The organism is Methylotenera sp., assembly GCF_029945535.1.
Classification (GTDB): domain Bacteria; phylum Pseudomonadota; class Gammaproteobacteria; order Burkholderiales; family Methylophilaceae; genus Methylotenera.
The window spans coordinates 46,666-63,067 of sequence record NZ_JAQSCU010000006.1 but is presented as its reverse complement, the minus strand read 5'-3'; the positions used below and the strand labels follow the sequence as shown (position 1 = coordinate 63,067).

Here is a 16,402-nt window from a genome sequence, read left to right as displayed (position 1 = left end):
TAAATACAACTGCTTAAGTTTATATATTCAATAAATTATCTTTGAATTAAGCCCACAAACGTACTTATGCACCAAAATGGAAATCCATCATGGTGCATAAGTATCTAAACATAATTGTTTTTTAAACTGATATTAAATCGCCTTAGAATGTGTACATTGCAGTTAACCAAAGCTTATCTGTGTCGCGAATGCGGTTAGCAGTAGCTACATATTGGTCGCTCTCAGTAAACTTACCGTATTCAAGCTTAGTCATAATGTTACTATTCACGTTATATGTTACAGCGACATTCCACTCCTTACCGTACTTATCTCCAGTACCTCCACCGACTTTAGCGAAATCTACATCAGAATTAATCACATGGTAATCAGCAAAGAATAGGAAATCATCTAAACGATAAGTTGCAGTAACAAAGGTATCTTTAATACCCTGTCTTGGCGTCGCTAGAAACTTATCGACCCAGCCTTGGAATAAGTGATTCGTGCCAAATGGCGTTTGGAAGGCAAACTTACCATCATTGCTTGAGAGCGTTTCTTGGTCGATACGGATATTAAATGCGTCAAAACCAACGCCGCCGCCTAGTTTCAAATAATGCGCATCGATAAGACTATCGCCACCAGAGTAATCCGTTTGTTTGGCGTACTCAGCCGTGTAAGCCGCTCTGAAGTTTGGATTGAAGGGATGTACACCATCTAAACGTAAACCTAATGTCTTATTTGATTGATTTCTACCTGCATTGGTTGTTCCACCAAACCAAGCATTACCAAAACCTAAGTCATCAAATTTTGAAAAATAACCATAGCCTGTTATACCCTCAGTGCCGGAAATACTATATTTAGCATTCACAATATCTAACGCGCCAGCAGTGCGGTATCTGGTATTGATTTGGTTGACTGATTCAAAGTGTGCTGCATATACATTGGTATCAGGAATAGATTTATTGGTCACAGAAACACCATCAAACACTTGCATGACTTGTCTAAAACCAATGTCACCAATAAAGCGTACATTGTCTAAATTAGTTTGTTGACGACCTAAGCGGAATTTAGTGTTTTTAAGGCCAGTCCAGTCAATGTAAGCTTGATTGATATTAGTTTGATCAGGGTCTACAACTTTGGCATATCCGAGGTGATCAGGCTGATTAGAGCCCGCAGAAATAGCAGGTGAAAATGCAGTACCATCGTTATAGTTATCATTTAACTTAGTCACGTTAATGATTTGTGCGGCAAAACTAAAATTGTGAAATGGTGATGTTTGCCAGCCGATTAAGCTACGTAATGTAAAAGCATTGGCGTCTTCTAGCGGCTTGGTTGCAAATGGAGTTCCTGCAGGGCCGTTACCATCTTGTTGTACATTTTCATAACGCAGCCTGAAGCTGGTCATCGGCTTGCCTTCTTTAACTGAATCTAAGAAAGTGTATTCTGGTTCCGCTACCGCGTCTTCCGCATAAACATTTTGCGCCATGCTTGTAAGCGCTAAAGTCGTGCAAGCCATTAAGAGGTTAAGTTTAAATGTGCTGCTAGATTTAAATTTAGTGTTCATTTTTGTATTCCCTTTTAATTTACATTGTTATATTTACATGATTATTTGTAGGTCGGACTTTAGTCCGATGTGTCGGGTTAAAACCCGACCTACTAAGCATTTTTATTAGAATTAGGTGACTGCTTATATACCGTTATGCTGCTTTTTTAGCATGGCGCTCGTATAAAAAGCGCAATACTTCACTACGTAAATGGTTGTAGTCTTTGTCTTCAGCTAGCGCTAAACGCGCTCTTGGACGAGGTAGATTCACTTCTAAAATCTCACCTATGCCCGCTGATGGGCCATTGGTCATCATCACTACACGGTCAGACAGTAAAATGGCTTCATCCACATCATGCGTCACCATCACCGCTGTACAGCCAGTTTTAGCCATAATCTTCATGAGCTCATCTTGCAGATTTGCGCGAGTTAAAGCGTCTAATGCGCCAAATGGCTCATCTAATAACAACACTTTTGGCTCCATCGCCAAAGCACGGGCAATCCCTACACGCTGCTTCATACCACCTGAAATCTCATTCGGGCGTTTATCTGTTGCATGCGTTAAACCTACCAACTCTAATACAGCATCAGTGCGTGCTTTAAGCTGCGCTTTGCTTTCACTTGCATCTGCACTAGCGCCAAATACGCGATCTACTGCTAAATACACATTCTCATAGCAGGTTAGCCAAGGTAACAATGAGTGGTTTTGAAAAACTACCGCACGCTCTGGTCCTGGCCCTGCAATCTCGCGACCTGCGCAAAACAACAAGCCTTCTGTTGGCTTTGTTAAGCCTGCAATCAGGTTTAACACCGTTGATTTTCCGCAACCAGAGTGACCAATAATTGAGATGAACTCACCTTCTTTAATGCTCAGGTTGATATTTTTTAGTGCGTTAAAGTCACCTTTTTTGGTCGAGAATGTCATATCAACATTCTCTAATTGCACATATCTATCAGCATTTGCTTTTTCTGGGTTCAGTATTTTTTCCATGATTATTCCTAAAGTAATGTCTAAAATTTAATTAGTTAGCAAACAAATTACTCATAACTGAATTTTTTGGCGATTTGTGTCAGCGCGAACTCTAAAAGCAAGCCGACAATACCTACTACAAAAATTGCGATGATGATGTGTTCTACATTCAGGTTGTTCCATTCATCCCACACCCAGAAGCCAATACCTACGCCACCTGTTAGCATCTCAGCTGCCACAATCACTAACCATGCCACGCCGATAGAAAGGCGTACACCTGTCATCATGTAAGGTAAAACGAAGGGGAACAGGATTTTAGTCACAATTTTCCACTCGCTTAAATTAAGCACCTTAGCCACGTTCATATAGTCTTGCGGCACTTTACTAACGCCTACGGAGGTGTTGATAATCATCGGCCAAATCGCTGAGATAAAAATCACCCAAATCGCCGCTGGATTGGCTGCTTTGAAAACAAGCAAGCCAATTGGCAACCAAGCTAACGGTGAAACAGGACGCAATAAGCTGATGATAGGCGAGGTCATACGAGACATAAACTCAAAGCGACCAATAATGAAGCCAAGCGGAATGCCCACTAGCGCTGCCAAGCTAAAACCTAAAGCCACACGCTGTAACGAAGCTAGAATATTCCAACCCACACCTTGGTCATTTGGCCCATTGACATAAAACGGATCGCTAAATAACTCAATCGCTGAATACCAAGTTTTGAGCGGGCCTGGCAAATTAGGCGATTGATGAGAGATCAATGTCCAAACTGCGAGTAGCAGCAAAACACCAAAGACTGGCGGCAAAATCACATTCAAAACACTATAGATTTGTGCTTTGCGTTTACTTGGCTTATTGCTCAATAGCGCACTACTCTTTTTGGTCACTACTTTTGCCACTTCAGTTTTTGCAGCTTCGGCAATCACTACTTTCTCTGTATCAGCCATAGCAGCTCCTTTGCTTACAACAGTTTCTTTACTTTGCATGATGGCTTTTAAGCTTTCTTTACTTATACTAGTCGCGCTCATAATTGGCTCCTGAGTTTCTTTAAACCTAAGTGTCTCTTTAAACTGAGTTTCTTTTAAAAAGCTTTATGCTTTTATCTTGAATGAAGCGGCATAGGCCGCTGGATTTTTACCATCCCACACCACGCCATCCATCAACTTGCTTGAGCGCATCACATCTTTTGGTACGCTAATACCTAATTGTGTTGCTGCCTCTGTGTAGAGCTGCACTTGATTGATTTTCTTAGCAACCGCTAAGTAATCTGGATCAGATTTCAACAAGCCCCAACGTTTGTGCTGTGTTAAGAACCACATACCGTCTGACAAGTATGGGAAGTTCACTTTGCCATCTTCAAAGAACTTCATGAAGTTAGGATCTTTCCATTTTTTACCGATACCATTGTCGTAATCACCCACAAAACGGCCAGCAATCACTTCTTCAGGCGCATTCACATACGCTTTGCCTGAAATTAATTTAGCGACTTTTGCGCGGTTTTCTGTTGCTTCGATATAACGACAAGCATCTAGAATTGCCATAATCATGGCGCGTGAAGTATTCGGGTTTTTAGCAACAAACTCAGCTGTAGTACCCAATACTTTCTCAGGGTGATCTACCCAAATATCTTGAGAGGTAGCAACGGTGTAACCCACTTTGTCATAAATTGCGCGAGCATTCCATGGCTCACCTACGCAGTAACCATCCATATTGCCGATACGCATATTGGCAACCATTTGCGGTGGAGGAACTACAATAGTTTTAACGTCTTTGATTGGGTTGATACCATTTGCCGCAAGCCAGTAGTTAAGCCACATTGCATGTGTACCCGTTGGGAAAGTTTGCGCAAATGTGTAATCGCGGTTTTCGTTGTCGAGCAAGCGCTTTAGGCTATGGCCATCTTTAACGCCTTTATCTTTTAGCTGATTGGCTAAAGTAATGCCTTGACCGTTGTGGTTCAACGTCATTAACACTGCCATGTCTTTTTGTTGGCCGCCAATACCCAGTTGCACGCCATACACTAAGCCATATAACACGTGAGCTGCATGTAACTCACCATTCACTGTTTTATCGCGAATCGCTGCCCAAGAAGCTTCTTTTGATGGCGTGATTTTGATGCCGTATTTTTTATCAAAGCCCATCTCTGCAGCCACAACAATCGGTGCGCAGTCAGTCAGAGGAATAAAACCAATTTTCACTTCAGTAATTTCTGGCGCATCTGAACCAGCTGCGTAAGCATTGGTACTGATACCTTTTGGCACAATACCCATCACTGCAGCAGCGCCAAAAGCGCCTGCCATCGTCGTGCGAAAGAAGTCACGACGGCTATTATCTACCGTTGGCTTAACCTCTAGATTAAGTGCTGTATCGTTAGTATTCATCTTTTTAATCTCCTGAATTAATCAAACCATCTAAACTTAAAACTATCTAAATCTGCATTTTAAAAAATCGTTACTTAAAACTTGTAGCGCTATTTCTGCCCACCAAAAAAGGCGTCTGGTAAGCAATCAACTCTCCTACAGAGAATCAATTGCTTACCAAGACGCCTTTGCCTTGAATTACATTTAATTTGAGCCAGCTTTGGCTCTAAATTTGTTACTTTTGTTAACAATCATATTCGCCATTGAATATCGCTGTTAACCTACTTCATTACCGTCCAACTAAAGCAGCAACTCTGCTGCCTCTATAATTTGCTTTGATAATGCACCGATGCGCATATGTTTTTGCATCGCCATGGAGCGCAGTAAGTTGTACGCCTCATCTTCATCAATCTTACGCTGCTTCATAATCAAGCCTTTTGCACGTTCGACTAATTTTCTTTCACTTAACTTGGTGTTCGCTTCATTTAAAGCCACACGTAAATTCTTAAATTCTTCAAAACGCGCAATTGCTGCGTCTATCACTGGCTGCAAGCGTTCATTTGGTATGCTACCCACTACATAAGCACACACACCCGCTTGCGTTGCCAACTTAATTTGTTCTTTATCACCATCATGCGTAAACATCATAATCGGCCGCGGGTCGTTCATGGTCATCACGCAAATGTTCTCTAACGTATCGCGGCTTGGTGAGTCAGTATCTATAATCACAATATCTGGCTGCAACTCGCAACAGGCATCATCTAGGTTAACCGTATCTTTAAGATGTGCGATTACGTCGTACCCCGTATCTAGCAATGATTGCTTGAGTGGTTTGGTACGCTCCAAATCGTTATCAACAATCATTACTTTTAACATGGCAACTTACCTTTAATGCTTGATTACATAAAAGCAATTAGCGTGCCAATGTAATTAATAACGCCTATCTAGCTGATTTAATTATGCTATTTAACTAAAGTTGAAGTTTTTAAACTGAAAAGTTATCCGCTTACGCACGCAGACGGTGCGGTTTAGCGACACCATTTTGGTGCGTAGTGCAGTTTTATTGATTTTTAGATGGCCAATCATTTAAATAACTAACCATCTAAAAAGTTAATCTAAGCTGCTACCTTGAACTTGCTCGCGCAGCCTATTGATAGCTTCTGCTTCTCCGCGAACCATTAAAAATGCGCCGTCGTTATCTGATCGCTCTTCCAGCACTTGGCAGCTTGCGTAGATTTTTCCACGCCACTGCTGCGCTGACCAAGGTAGAAAAAGTTCGGCCTCAACCAAATCCTGCTGAAAAAATGCAACGATAGTCTGATGCAACTTAGCAACATCATCAGGGCGCTTGGCGCTCATCACGATGCAATCTGGGTACTTTGCACGCAGTGCAGCTTCACATTCAGCTTGCGCTGCCGCATCACCAACGTAGTCAATTTTGTTGAAAATACGCAGTCGCGGCACAACATCGGCACCAATTTCTTCCAGCACTTCGTTAGTCACTTCAAGCTGGCGCACAAAACCAGGGTCGCTTGCATCAATTACGTGCAGCAGCAATGAGGCATCTAAGGCTTCATCAAGCGTTGATTTAAACGAAGCAACTAGACCATGCGGCAGGTTTTTAATAAAACCCACGGTATCACTGACAAGAATGCGCGGCACGCTGTCTGGGTAAAGAGAACGAACTGTGGTATCCAAAGTTGCAAACAGTTTATTGGCGACCAAGACTTCGCTACCTGTTAGCGCGCGCATCAGGGTAGATTTGCCGGCATTGGTATAGCCGACTAAAGCAATGCCTGCAATACCTTGGCGTTCTTGACGTCGTGCACGTTGCGTTTTGCGTTCAGCATCCATCGCGACAATTTCAAGTTGTAGTTCGGCGATGCGGTCACGGATTTTACGTCTATCTAATTCGGTTTGCGATTCACCCGCGCCACGACCACCTTCACCGCTACGTTGTCGACCTTGTGAGCCAGCTAACTTCGCCGCTTCACGCATGCGTGGTGCCATGTAGCCAAGGCGAGCAATTTCAACTTGCGCACGCGCCGCACGAGAACGCGCATTACGATGAAAAATCTCCAAAATCACCATGGTGCGATCCATCACCACGCAACCCACTTCCAGCTCAAGATTACGTGCCTGTGACGGTGATATTTCGTGATCAACCAACAGCGTGTTGATTTCAACGTCACCTAAGTTCGCAACAACCTCATCAACCTCGGTTATTTCGTATTCATTATTCACATAATCACGTATTTCCTGACGTTTTCCCGCACCTAAGTAAGCCGTCACATCAAAGCCTGCGCGTTTTTGCACAAAGGTTTTAACTACAGTAAAGCCCAATGTTTTTGCGAGTTCGCGCAACTCGTTTAACGAGGCTTCAAACTCAATATCTGTCACACTTGGGATTTGAACTGCAGCCACAATAGCGTAATTAGGTTTCTCTTTAACTTCTTTTTGCATGAGTAAATAATGTTGATTGATTAAGCGAAGGCAGATAGTACCTTAAAAGCACTAAATTACCTGCATTATCAATGCTTAACCGAATGCGCCATCCGTTCTTGGCTTGAGCAAGATTGGCGTATAAATCACCACAAAAATGGTAAAACTCAATATCCATAACATTGCTGCCACTAGCATCCAGCTCATATAAAACTGTGGTGCGAGCATCGGTACAAAGGCACGAAATAGCACGCTGACAACCAAGCCAGCAAAAGCTACTCCTATCCAACGAGAAGGCTTTCTAACATCTCGCCCTGTATGGCCTAAAGCCACACGCGACATCATACTTAGCGCCATTAAACCTATGCCGCCGATAGTGAAAATATGTAAAGTCAGAATAGATAAGCTACTGTATAGCGCTTGTAATCCGTAAAAGAAAAAGCCTACGTTAATAAACCAAGCTGACAAGTACAAGCTCCATAACAAAGGCACGCGCCATATTCCTGCTGCATGCCAATTGAATAAACGGTAACCGTTTAATGCAAACAAAACCCAAGCAAACAGGGCGGTTAAATAAGGTGTTTGTATAAAAATCGCGTTAATAAATAAAGCGACAAAAAATACCAATATGCTGATGTCTAACCACTTATATTGCTTTAGCTGGACTCTGCTTTTAGTGCCGCGTTCTATAAAGAACGGAATCACGCGTCGACCTATCATTAGAATCAGGCTGATAAACAATAATACTGCACCATTAATTGCATATTGCATGCCGCTTGTGAGCATACCAAAGCAGCCAAGATAAAAAATGATATTGCCAACCCACAATAAAATCACCTTGCTGACAACTGCGAGTTGCTTCCATTGTTTGGCTTTAACAATAGGCATTGCAATCGCAACGATTAACATCAAGCCAAACAATAAGTCTGCACTTGCAGCCCAAGGCAACAGTGCAGCACCAAACAGAAATAACAACCTAGCCGCGCACCAAAGCGCAAATAATGCCATTAACGGCTTACCAAACACGGTTGGTAACCCTGTCCAATTTTTAACTGCGGTGAGTAAAAAACCTGCAACTACAGCCATACCATAGCCATACAGCATTTCATGCGCATGCCATTGACTGATAGAGATATTCTCAACATTCACGGATACATAAGAGAAATAAACAAGCATCCAAGCAGCCATTGAAATAACGGCAAAAACGCTCGCCCCTAAAAAGAATGGACGAAAGCCAAGGTTAAATAGTGCGAGTTTCTTTGCATTCTCTGAATTGGGTTTATTTATTTGAATTATCATGATGTTTTATGTCACTCCGACCTAAAGTTTTGTGTGATTCACTTAATCAAATTACTATCACATAGGTAATATTAACTTGATTACTCATCTATACTCTTGACCCAAAGCAAGAATAAATAAATGCTGACAAATACTCTCCACTTTCGGCAAGCCACCGACTTTCTAGCGAGTTTAGATGCTGACTGGGCACAGCTAATTCAAACTGTTGGCGAATGTCAATTTGAACCTAAACCAACGCGTGAGCCCTACGAGGCATTAATCCGCGCAGTAGCCTATCAGCAATTGCATGCCAAAGCTGGCGATGCCATTATCAAAAGATTATTGAGTATTTATGATGACGCTTTCCCCGCACCATCACAATTACTAGCGACAGAATTTGATAGTTTAAGGGCTTGCGGGTTTTCTGCACGTAAAATTGAAACGATACTAGGCATTGCAGAAGGCGCCATTTCTGGGCTTGTGCCAACTCGAACTGTCGCTGATGCTATGGCTGATGAAGATTTGATTCAGCGCCTAGTGACACTTAAAGGCATAGGTCGCTGGACGGTTGAAATGCTACTGATGTTCACTATGGTGCGTATGGACGTACTGCCTGCCGATGACTTTGGCATCGTACAAGGTTATAAACGACTGAAGAAGCTAGATGCTGCACCTACACGCAAAGAAATCACAGAAATCGGTAAAGCGTGGAGCCCATATCGCACGATTGCTAGCTGGTATTTGTGGCGTGTGCCAAAATAGCATTTTTTACATTCGCTAAAATAGTGCGCCTAATCTATATCGGCAGAGTCACACTAGGTCAATGACGACTCATCGGACTATTTGCATAGCCTTACTGCCTTATTCACAGCACTGCTGGCTATTTTAGCATTTAGAGTTATTTTGCACATTTTTTAATCTCACTTTGGTTTTAATGTGAGTTGTTTTAATCTTAGTTGTTTTAATGTTATAAGTTTATTCATGCATATTTTCACTCGTCACCATCACGCTTTTCTTAAATTACTCTCTTTCCGCATCCTCATGGTTTTGGCTTACCAAATCATGGCGGTGGCGGTTGGCTGGCATATTTATGAAATTACACACGACACACTAGCACTTGGATTGATTGGTTTAGCTGAAGTAGTTCCGTACTTTACTTGCGCCTTGTTTGCAGGGCATGCGGTTGATCACTATTGCTCACGTCGATTTTTTGGTACTTTAGCGGCCGTTGCTTTAGGTGTTAACGCACTCACACTCACCATGCTGACCATGGGATTAATCGGTGATAGTGCATCAGCCAGTTACTGGATTTATGGTTCTATCATGCTGACTGGTATAGAGCGTGCATTTATTGCACCTAGCTACAGCACTTTGTTTGCCATCATTTTGCCGCGTGAAGAATATGCTAGAGCCTCCGCCATTGGCAGCTCAGTCTTTCAAGCAGGCTTGATAGCTGGCCCTGCAATAGGTGGCTTGCTGGTCGGCTTTGCTAGCAAAACGTTTGCTTACTCAATGGCGACTGCTTTATGTGTAGCGGCTGCGATTGCGATGTGGTCAATTAAAATTGATGAGCCAGCTGCGCCAACAGACAGTCCGTCTGTATTCACCAGCATCGGCGAAGGTTTGCGCTTTGTATTTAATAATCAAATTGTCTGGGGGGCGCTTTCACTAGACATGTTCGCCGTGCTTTTTGGTGGCGCAGTGGCCATGTTGCCTGCCTTCATTCACGACATTTATCACTACGGGCCTGAAGGGCTGGGCATATTGCGCGCCGCACCTGCCATCGGCTCTATCATGACGGGCATCTGGTTATCGCGTAACCCCATCAATCTTCACGCAGGTCGTTGGTTATTGGCTTCGGTAGCAGGGTTTGGCTTATGTATCATTGGTTTTGGCTTAAGCACCTACATCTGGATGGCGGGCGCAATGCTGGTGCTTTCTGGTATTTTTGATGGCGTTTCAGTGGTGATGCGTACCACGATTTTGCAGTTGGCTACACCAGATGCCATGCGTGGTCGAGTGTCGGCCATCAACGGGATTTTTATTGGCTCATCTAACGAGTTAGGCGCTTTTGAGTCTGGCCTAGCAGCGCGCTTATTGGGCTTAGTGCCATCCGTAATATTTGGCGGCATGATGACTTTGAGCATCGTTGCAGTCACCGCTAAAGCTGCACCACAACTTAGAAAGTTAGAACTGCATCAATTGCATTAGCCAGCTTTAGCAAATTAGTTTTTTGCAGACCAGTTTTGTATGGCTAAATTCACCACCTCGGTCAATTCTGCCTGAGTAGCGCCACTTGTCGCTTGAACGGATAAGCCTTGATGCATGGTCGCTAAGTATTTGGCTAATGCAGCGCTATTGGTGTGTGGTGGCAAATCGCCTTGAGTGACGGCTAAGTCAAAGCGCTGTTTTAAAGCATTCTCATAACTTTGCCTATGGTTCATCAGTTCCTTTTGTATCTGTGCCGAAGCTTCTCCGCAAGTCAGCGCGCCTTGCACCACCATGCAACCTCGCGGAGTATTGGCATTAGTTAAAAACTCAACAGCTCCGAACAAAAAATTTTCTACGACCCTGTGAGCGGTTGGCTGATTTAATGCCTCTGCGACAAAGGCCGCAGGGCCTTCTAGATACTTAGCAAGCGCCTTTCTAAATAGCTCCTCTTTGTTGCCAAATGCTGCATAAATACTAGGTTTATTCATACCAAGTGCTTCTGTCAGCTCAGCCATCGATGTACCTTCATACCCATGCAACCAAAATACATGAAGCGCCTTCTCTAGCGCTTCATCTTGATTAAATGAGGGCGGGCGACCACGTTGTTTAGTCGTTTGCTTGACCTCTTTTGTTTGGTTTTTTGTTGGGACTTCTGTATTCATCACATCACTCATACGGTCATGAAAAATAATATTGTACCATCAGGTACAAATATATTTGACAAATAATTTTTACTGATCTATTATTTATTTACCAAACGGTACAAAATATATTTCAGCAATTAAATCATGTCAACTAAAAGGATTAAAAAATGGAAACAACCAAAGTAGCATTTATCACTGGCGCTAATCGCGGCATAGGTTTTGAAACTGCCAAAGGTTTAGGCGAACTCGGTATTAAACTAGTACTTGGCGTACGTGACTTGGCAAAAGGCGCAATAGCCGCCAAAGAACTACAAGCGCTTGGCTACCAAGCTGAAGCGATTCACTACGATGCAAGCCAAGCTAAATCAGCAGACGAAGCTTTTGAGCATTTGAATAAACGCTATGGAAAACTGGACATTTTGGTGAATAATGCAGGCATACTGCAAGAACCATTGATGGGCAGCAACAGCAGCTCAGTTAGCCTTCAGGTATTACAAGAAACCTTTCAAACCAATCTATTTGCTGTCATTGAACTTACGCAAAAACTGTTACCGCTTATCAAAAAAGCGCCTGCGGGACGCATTGTAAATCTCTCCAGCATCTTGGCATCTCTCACTTTGCATAGCATGCCAAATTCACCAATAGATCCAGCAAAAGCGTTTGCTTACAACGCCTCAAAAACCGCACTAAACGCCTATACCGTGCATCTAGCGCATGAACTGCGTGATACCAATATCAAAGTCAACTCTGCGCATCCAGGCTGGGTAAAAACTGAACTTGGCGGCAGCAGTGCGCCTATGGAGTTAGCCGATGGCGGTAAAACCAGCGTGCTTTTAGCGACCCTCGCTAGTGATGGCGCAAATGGTAGCTTTTCACACCTAGGTGAAAACTTACCTTGGTAAGAAGCTAATTGATGCAGGCTAAGTCTAACTCTTAGCCTGTATTGACGACCAATTTAATAGGATCTTTAACGTGCTCAATCAAAAAATACCGCTTCGCTTTCGCACTATGCTATTTGCATTAGTCATGTCATGCAATACGGCGCTCATAGTGTCTGGCATCATTATCTATTTACATTCAGCTTCAAAAGAACACTATATTAGGCAATGGCTAGGTGCGTTTATTACCGCATGGCCTATCGTTTTTATTGCTATTTTACTGATTGCGCCAATGGTTAATAAGCTACTCAATGTATTTGTTGAGGCAACAGAAAACTAAATTTTAATGACTAATAGGGAATACCGCCATTCCATTAAAAAGACAATCCAAAATTCACGCGTTATACTTGTTTCAAATTAGAAATAATCATTAAACAAACGGTATCGCAAACATGGCTGCTTTTAGGTGTATTTTATACAGCGTTATTTTAAATTTATGCCTGATATTACCTGTGCTAGCCGCCGAGGAGTTGTCTGATGTAACGCCTGAAAGCTCGGTTGGACTTGGTAAATATAGCTTGCGCATTAAGGTGCTAGATCCTGTAAGCCAAAAACCTTGGGCAAATAAACCTTACCTTTTCATCGCCTATAGAGCAGACGGCAATGTAGCCACTATCGTCAATGGCAAGACAGATGCAGATGGCTATGGAGCCACTGTATATAGTTCTCAAAAGATTTCACATTATTCAGCCGTACCAAAAATGCAAGCTGGTAATTTTCCTTACACGACAAAAACGCGATTAATACAGGCCAATAGCGAAGCTAGTTTAACTCGGGCAATTTACATACACTTTTTTCAGGATGGCTCGGTATTTACTGGCAGGCTTGGGAAGCAAGGCAGTGCCGCAGAAATTGGATTAAACAACCAGCTATCAGTCATTACAAAAATTCAATGGGCAAGACCTGGAAAAACGCCTGAGATTTGCGATTGGCAATCAGTCGCAACGACACTCAACCAGACGATGGGCAGCACACCTTCACAGAAAATCGACCTCATCAAACAAGTCATTGAATGGGAGTCTCTAAAAAATGAAAATGCACCAGCCTGCACTAGCTTTTATGAGCAGTACGCAGATGATTTGATCGCCCAATTACTCAAAGCCTCAGTTGAGGGCGGGCAGGCGTTAATTGATGTCACAATCCCTTTTGTTGTGGATACAAAAGCCGAAACATTAAGCAGGCTTGCTAAAACTTCACGATCTAAACCGCTTAAAAGTGTCACTGAATATCACATACTAGCGATTTTAGACGTGCTGAACGCACTCGCGACTGAACCTACGGTATCAAACGAATTTTTTAATCTCTGGGCTAATCAGGCAATTACTTTAAATGGTCAAATCAAGCGGTTTAATGATCAAGATATTGTGCTCAACCTTGCTGAAAAACTTGTACAGTTAAAAAAATATAAAGCTGCAGAAAAAATACTGACCCTTTATACAGAAGACCCAGAGCAAATTGATGAAAGCGATAAGGCTAGGCAATTGGCAATCAAGGCAATGATTGCAAGCGCTACAGGCAAAACATAGTATGCAAAGTTGCTGTAAAGTGATGTAAGCGGCTACTCTAGCGAAGTTTGTTGCGCAATTTCCGGCATATCGCTTTCGTCTTTTAAAGCCACGCCAGACACTTTTAGCCGCATGGATTCTTTAGCTAACCACATAAGCTTTTTAGCAGCAGCGTCATATTGCAAGCCTTCTGGGCGCACGTTAGAAATACAGTTTCTATCTGCATCACTCAAACCTAGTTTAGGTTGATAAGTCAGATAAATGCCCAAACTGTCAGGTGAACTCAAACCTGGACGCTCACCAATCAACATAGCGACCATTTTGGCATTGAGCGCTTGCCCAATTTCATCACCTATCGCCACACGTGCCTGACTAGCAATCACGACAGGGCCTGTGTGCCAATCGCTCGGCAAATGATTACGCATTTCTGCAAGCAGCGGCACGACATGGCGCGACACGGCGAGTGAAGATAAGCCATCGCCAATGACGATCAAAAAATCAATCGGTTTAGTCTGACTGACGTTTTGAAGGCGCATCAAGCTTTGCTCATGCAGCCTACGACCCCAATCAGGGCGTAACAAATAGCTGGCGCGGTCTGGCGCCATACTTTTTGCTTGAATAGTCGTGAACTGCTGCGTTTTGATGTCGGCTTCTAGCGCACTGACATCCAGCGCCAAATGCACGGCATCACGTGCCATGGCGTGCGCCAAACCAAAATCTAATACTTCGCTAGTTGGCAAACTGCTACCCACTCGCCCAATTGCAATGCGCGCGCGCGTGAAGCTTTTAAGCTGCTGCCATGGATCTATGTTGAAAGCGTCTATATTGGTAATGTTATCTTGTTTAACCGTCATGATTTAAGCAGCATTAAGTAAATGTTTGGGCATGTTTTGCAACATATGATGCACATGTGAGATTGGCTGTACTTGACCATGTGCATCCATGATATTCATGGCTTTTAACCACCGTTCAAACTCTGGCGCGGCACGTAAACCAAGCACTTTACGTAGATAAAGCGCATCGTGGAATGAAGTGGTCTGGTAGTTGAGCATAATGTCATCAGCGCCCGGAATGCCCATGATGAAAGTTAAACCAGCCGTGGCCAGCAGCGTCATCAAGGTATCCATATCATCTTGGTCAGCCTCTGCGTGGTTGGTGTAGCAAACATCACAACCCAAAGGCACGCCCAGCAGTTTTCCGCAAAAATGATCTTCTAAACCAGCACGTATGATTTGTTTACCGTCGTATAAATACTCCGGGCCGATAAAACCCACAACGGTATTAGTAAGCAAAGGCGATAGATGTCGTGCAACCGCGTAAGCGCGCGCTTCGCAAGTTTGTTGGTCTACGCCAAAGTTGGCATTGGCTGATAATGCTGAGCCTTGACCTGTTTCAAAATACATGACGTTGCTCTCGCCCAACTCATTTTTCACCGTGCCACGATTGAGTGACAGCGCGGCAGATTGCGCTTCTTTCAGCAAGGCAATATCAATACCAAAACTTTTATTGGCTTTTTCACTGCCTGCAATCGACTGAAACACTAAGTCCACAGGTGCGCCACGTTCAATGAGTTGAATCTGGTTGGTCACATGAGTAAGAATGCATGACTGTGTAGGAATATTGTACTGATTGATGACATCATCAATCAAATAATACAGCTCCATCAGCGCTGGCAGGCTATCCGTTGCAGGATTAATACCAATCACCGCATCACCTGCGCCATACAGCAGACCATCCAACATTGAAGCCGCAATACCGCGCGTATCATCAGTCGGATGGTTGGGCTGCAAGCGCACAGAAATATGGCCGGGCAAGCCAATGGTATTTCTGAAAGTGGTAATGACAGTGCATTTTTTTGCGACTAAAATCAAATCTTGGTTGCGCATAAGCTTGCTCACTGCTGCTGCCATTTCTGGCGTAATCCCTTTTGCCACGCGCTTTAAAGTGGCGGTATCCGCAATATCAGAGAGTAACCAATCGCGGAAATCACCAACGGTTAAGTGACTAATCTCAGTAAATGCTTGTTTGTCGTGCGTATCGATGATTAAGCGAGTAACTTCATCGGTTTCATAGGGAATCATCAATTCTTCTAAAAACCGCTTCAGCGGGACTTGCGCCAAACACATTCTGGCAGCCATACGTTCTGCATAGGTTTCTGCAGCTACTCCAGCAAGAAAGTCGCCCGAACGAGCTGGAGTGGCTTTCGCCATCACCGTTTTCAAATCAGCAAACTGATAAGTATGCGCGCCTGCAATATAGCTATATGTCATGATGCATTTCACCTTTGCCACTATTTGACTACTGCGTGATGTGTCATTTGATGACATACATTATGCGACTATTTTTTACAAAGCCGCAAGCTGGATTTTGGTGAATGCTAAGTGTGTAAGAGTACTTAATCAAAAAATTTTAACGACATAAAATGGTACTTAATACTTATTAAAAACTGGTACTTGCATTACGCCATTTTAAATCTATACTAGAAAAGCTACACTGTTTTACATTTACACATCTACACCAGCTGTTCTGTTT

15 protein-coding genes are annotated in these 16,402 nt (G+C 43.2%); 5 read left to right on the top strand and 10 right to left on the bottom strand.

From position 1 onward, the window contains the following. Window positions 1–142: 142 nt before the first annotated feature. The 7 genes from PSU72_RS01390 to PSU72_RS01360 form a co-directional block, all read right to left on the bottom strand. Window positions 143–1,540, bottom strand: coding sequence for an alginate export family protein (locus tag PSU72_RS01390; RefSeq protein WP_300429928.1), 1,398 nt, complete (start codon window positions 1,538–1,540; stop codon window positions 143–145). Between the two features lie 133 nt (window positions 1,541–1,673). Next, window positions 1,674–2,510, bottom strand: a complete 837-nt coding sequence (locus PSU72_RS01385) for an ABC transporter ATP-binding protein (RefSeq protein ID WP_300429926.1) — start codon at window positions 2,508–2,510, stop codon at window positions 1,674–1,676. Between the two features lie 47 nt (window positions 2,511–2,557). Continuing rightward, window positions 2,558–3,520: a nitrate ABC transporter permease gene (gene ntrB, locus PSU72_RS01380; protein WP_300429924.1), complete on the bottom strand. Its 963-nt coding sequence runs from the start codon at window positions 3,518–3,520 to the stop codon at window positions 2,558–2,560. A gap of 63 nt (window positions 3,521–3,583) precedes the next feature. Continuing rightward, window positions 3,584–4,873 carry a CmpA/NrtA family ABC transporter substrate-binding protein gene (locus tag PSU72_RS01375; protein WP_300429922.1) on the bottom strand — a complete coding sequence of 430 codons (1,290 nt, stop codon included), beginning with the start codon at window positions 4,871–4,873 and terminating at the stop codon, window positions 3,584–3,586. 279 nt (window positions 4,874–5,152) lie between these two features. After that, entirely contained in the window at window positions 5,153–5,728 is a 576-nt protein-coding gene (locus PSU72_RS01370) for an ANTAR domain-containing response regulator (protein WP_300429920.1), read from the bottom strand. A 234-nt stretch (window positions 5,729–5,962) separates the two neighbouring features. Further along, window positions 5,963–7,315: a GTPase HflX gene (gene hflX / locus PSU72_RS01365; RefSeq protein ID WP_300429918.1), complete on the bottom strand. Its 1,353-nt coding sequence runs from the start codon at window positions 7,313–7,315 to the stop codon at window positions 5,963–5,965. 75 nt (window positions 7,316–7,390) lie between these two features. Further along, a complete protein-coding gene (locus tag PSU72_RS01360) occupies window positions 7,391–8,593 on the bottom strand; it encodes an NnrS family protein (protein WP_300429916.1) in 1,203 nt (400 codons plus the stop codon). 120 nt (window positions 8,594–8,713) lie between these two features. On the opposite strand from PSU72_RS01360, the gene PSU72_RS01355 reads away from it, so the two are divergent. Beyond that, the gene (locus PSU72_RS01355; RefSeq protein WP_300429914.1) at window positions 8,714–9,334 is read left to right on the top strand and encodes a DNA-3-methyladenine glycosylase; all 621 of its coding nucleotides are present in this window, start codon (window positions 8,714–8,716) and stop codon (window positions 9,332–9,334) included. A gap of 219 nt (window positions 9,335–9,553) precedes the next feature. Then, window positions 9,554–10,783: an MFS transporter gene (locus tag PSU72_RS01350; RefSeq protein WP_300429913.1), complete on the top strand. Its 1,230-nt coding sequence runs from the start codon at window positions 9,554–9,556 to the stop codon at window positions 10,781–10,783. Window positions 10,784–10,797: 14 nt separating this feature from the next. Here PSU72_RS01350 and PSU72_RS01345 read toward each other — a convergent pair whose 3' ends face one another. Next, window positions 10,798–11,445, bottom strand: coding sequence for a TetR/AcrR family transcriptional regulator (locus PSU72_RS01345; protein ID WP_300429911.1), 648 nt, complete (start codon window positions 11,443–11,445; stop codon window positions 10,798–10,800). A 149-nt stretch (window positions 11,446–11,594) separates the two neighbouring features. Between PSU72_RS01345 and PSU72_RS01340 the strand changes: the two genes are divergently transcribed. The 3 genes from PSU72_RS01340 to PSU72_RS01330 all read left to right on the top strand — a co-directional run bounded on the left by PSU72_RS01340 (window position 11,595) and on the right by PSU72_RS01330 (window position 13,891). Then, window positions 11,595–12,329 (top strand): SDR family oxidoreductase, encoded by a 735-nt coding sequence (locus tag PSU72_RS01340; protein WP_300429909.1) that lies wholly within the window; start codon window positions 11,595–11,597, stop codon window positions 12,327–12,329. A 70-nt stretch (window positions 12,330–12,399) separates the two neighbouring features. Next, on the top strand, window positions 12,400–12,645 hold the full coding sequence (locus PSU72_RS01335; protein WP_300429906.1) for a DUF2798 domain-containing protein: 246 nt from the start codon (window positions 12,400–12,402) through the stop codon (window positions 12,643–12,645). Window positions 12,646–12,757: 112 nt separating this feature from the next. After that, window positions 12,758–13,891 (top strand): hypothetical protein, encoded by a 1,134-nt coding sequence (locus tag PSU72_RS01330; protein WP_300429904.1) that lies wholly within the window; start codon window positions 12,758–12,760, stop codon window positions 13,889–13,891. Window positions 13,892–13,923: 32 nt separating this feature from the next. Here PSU72_RS01330 and eutC read toward each other — a convergent pair whose 3' ends face one another. Beyond that, on the bottom strand, window positions 13,924–14,724 hold the full coding sequence (eutC, locus tag PSU72_RS01325; protein WP_300429901.1) for an ethanolamine ammonia-lyase subunit EutC: 801 nt from the start codon (window positions 14,722–14,724) through the stop codon (window positions 13,924–13,926). 3 nt (window positions 14,725–14,727) lie between these two features. After that, window positions 14,728–16,140: an ethanolamine ammonia-lyase subunit EutB gene (locus PSU72_RS01320; RefSeq protein WP_300429898.1), complete on the bottom strand. Its 1,413-nt coding sequence runs from the start codon at window positions 16,138–16,140 to the stop codon at window positions 14,728–14,730. Between the last annotated feature and the right edge of the window lie 262 nt (window positions 16,141–16,402).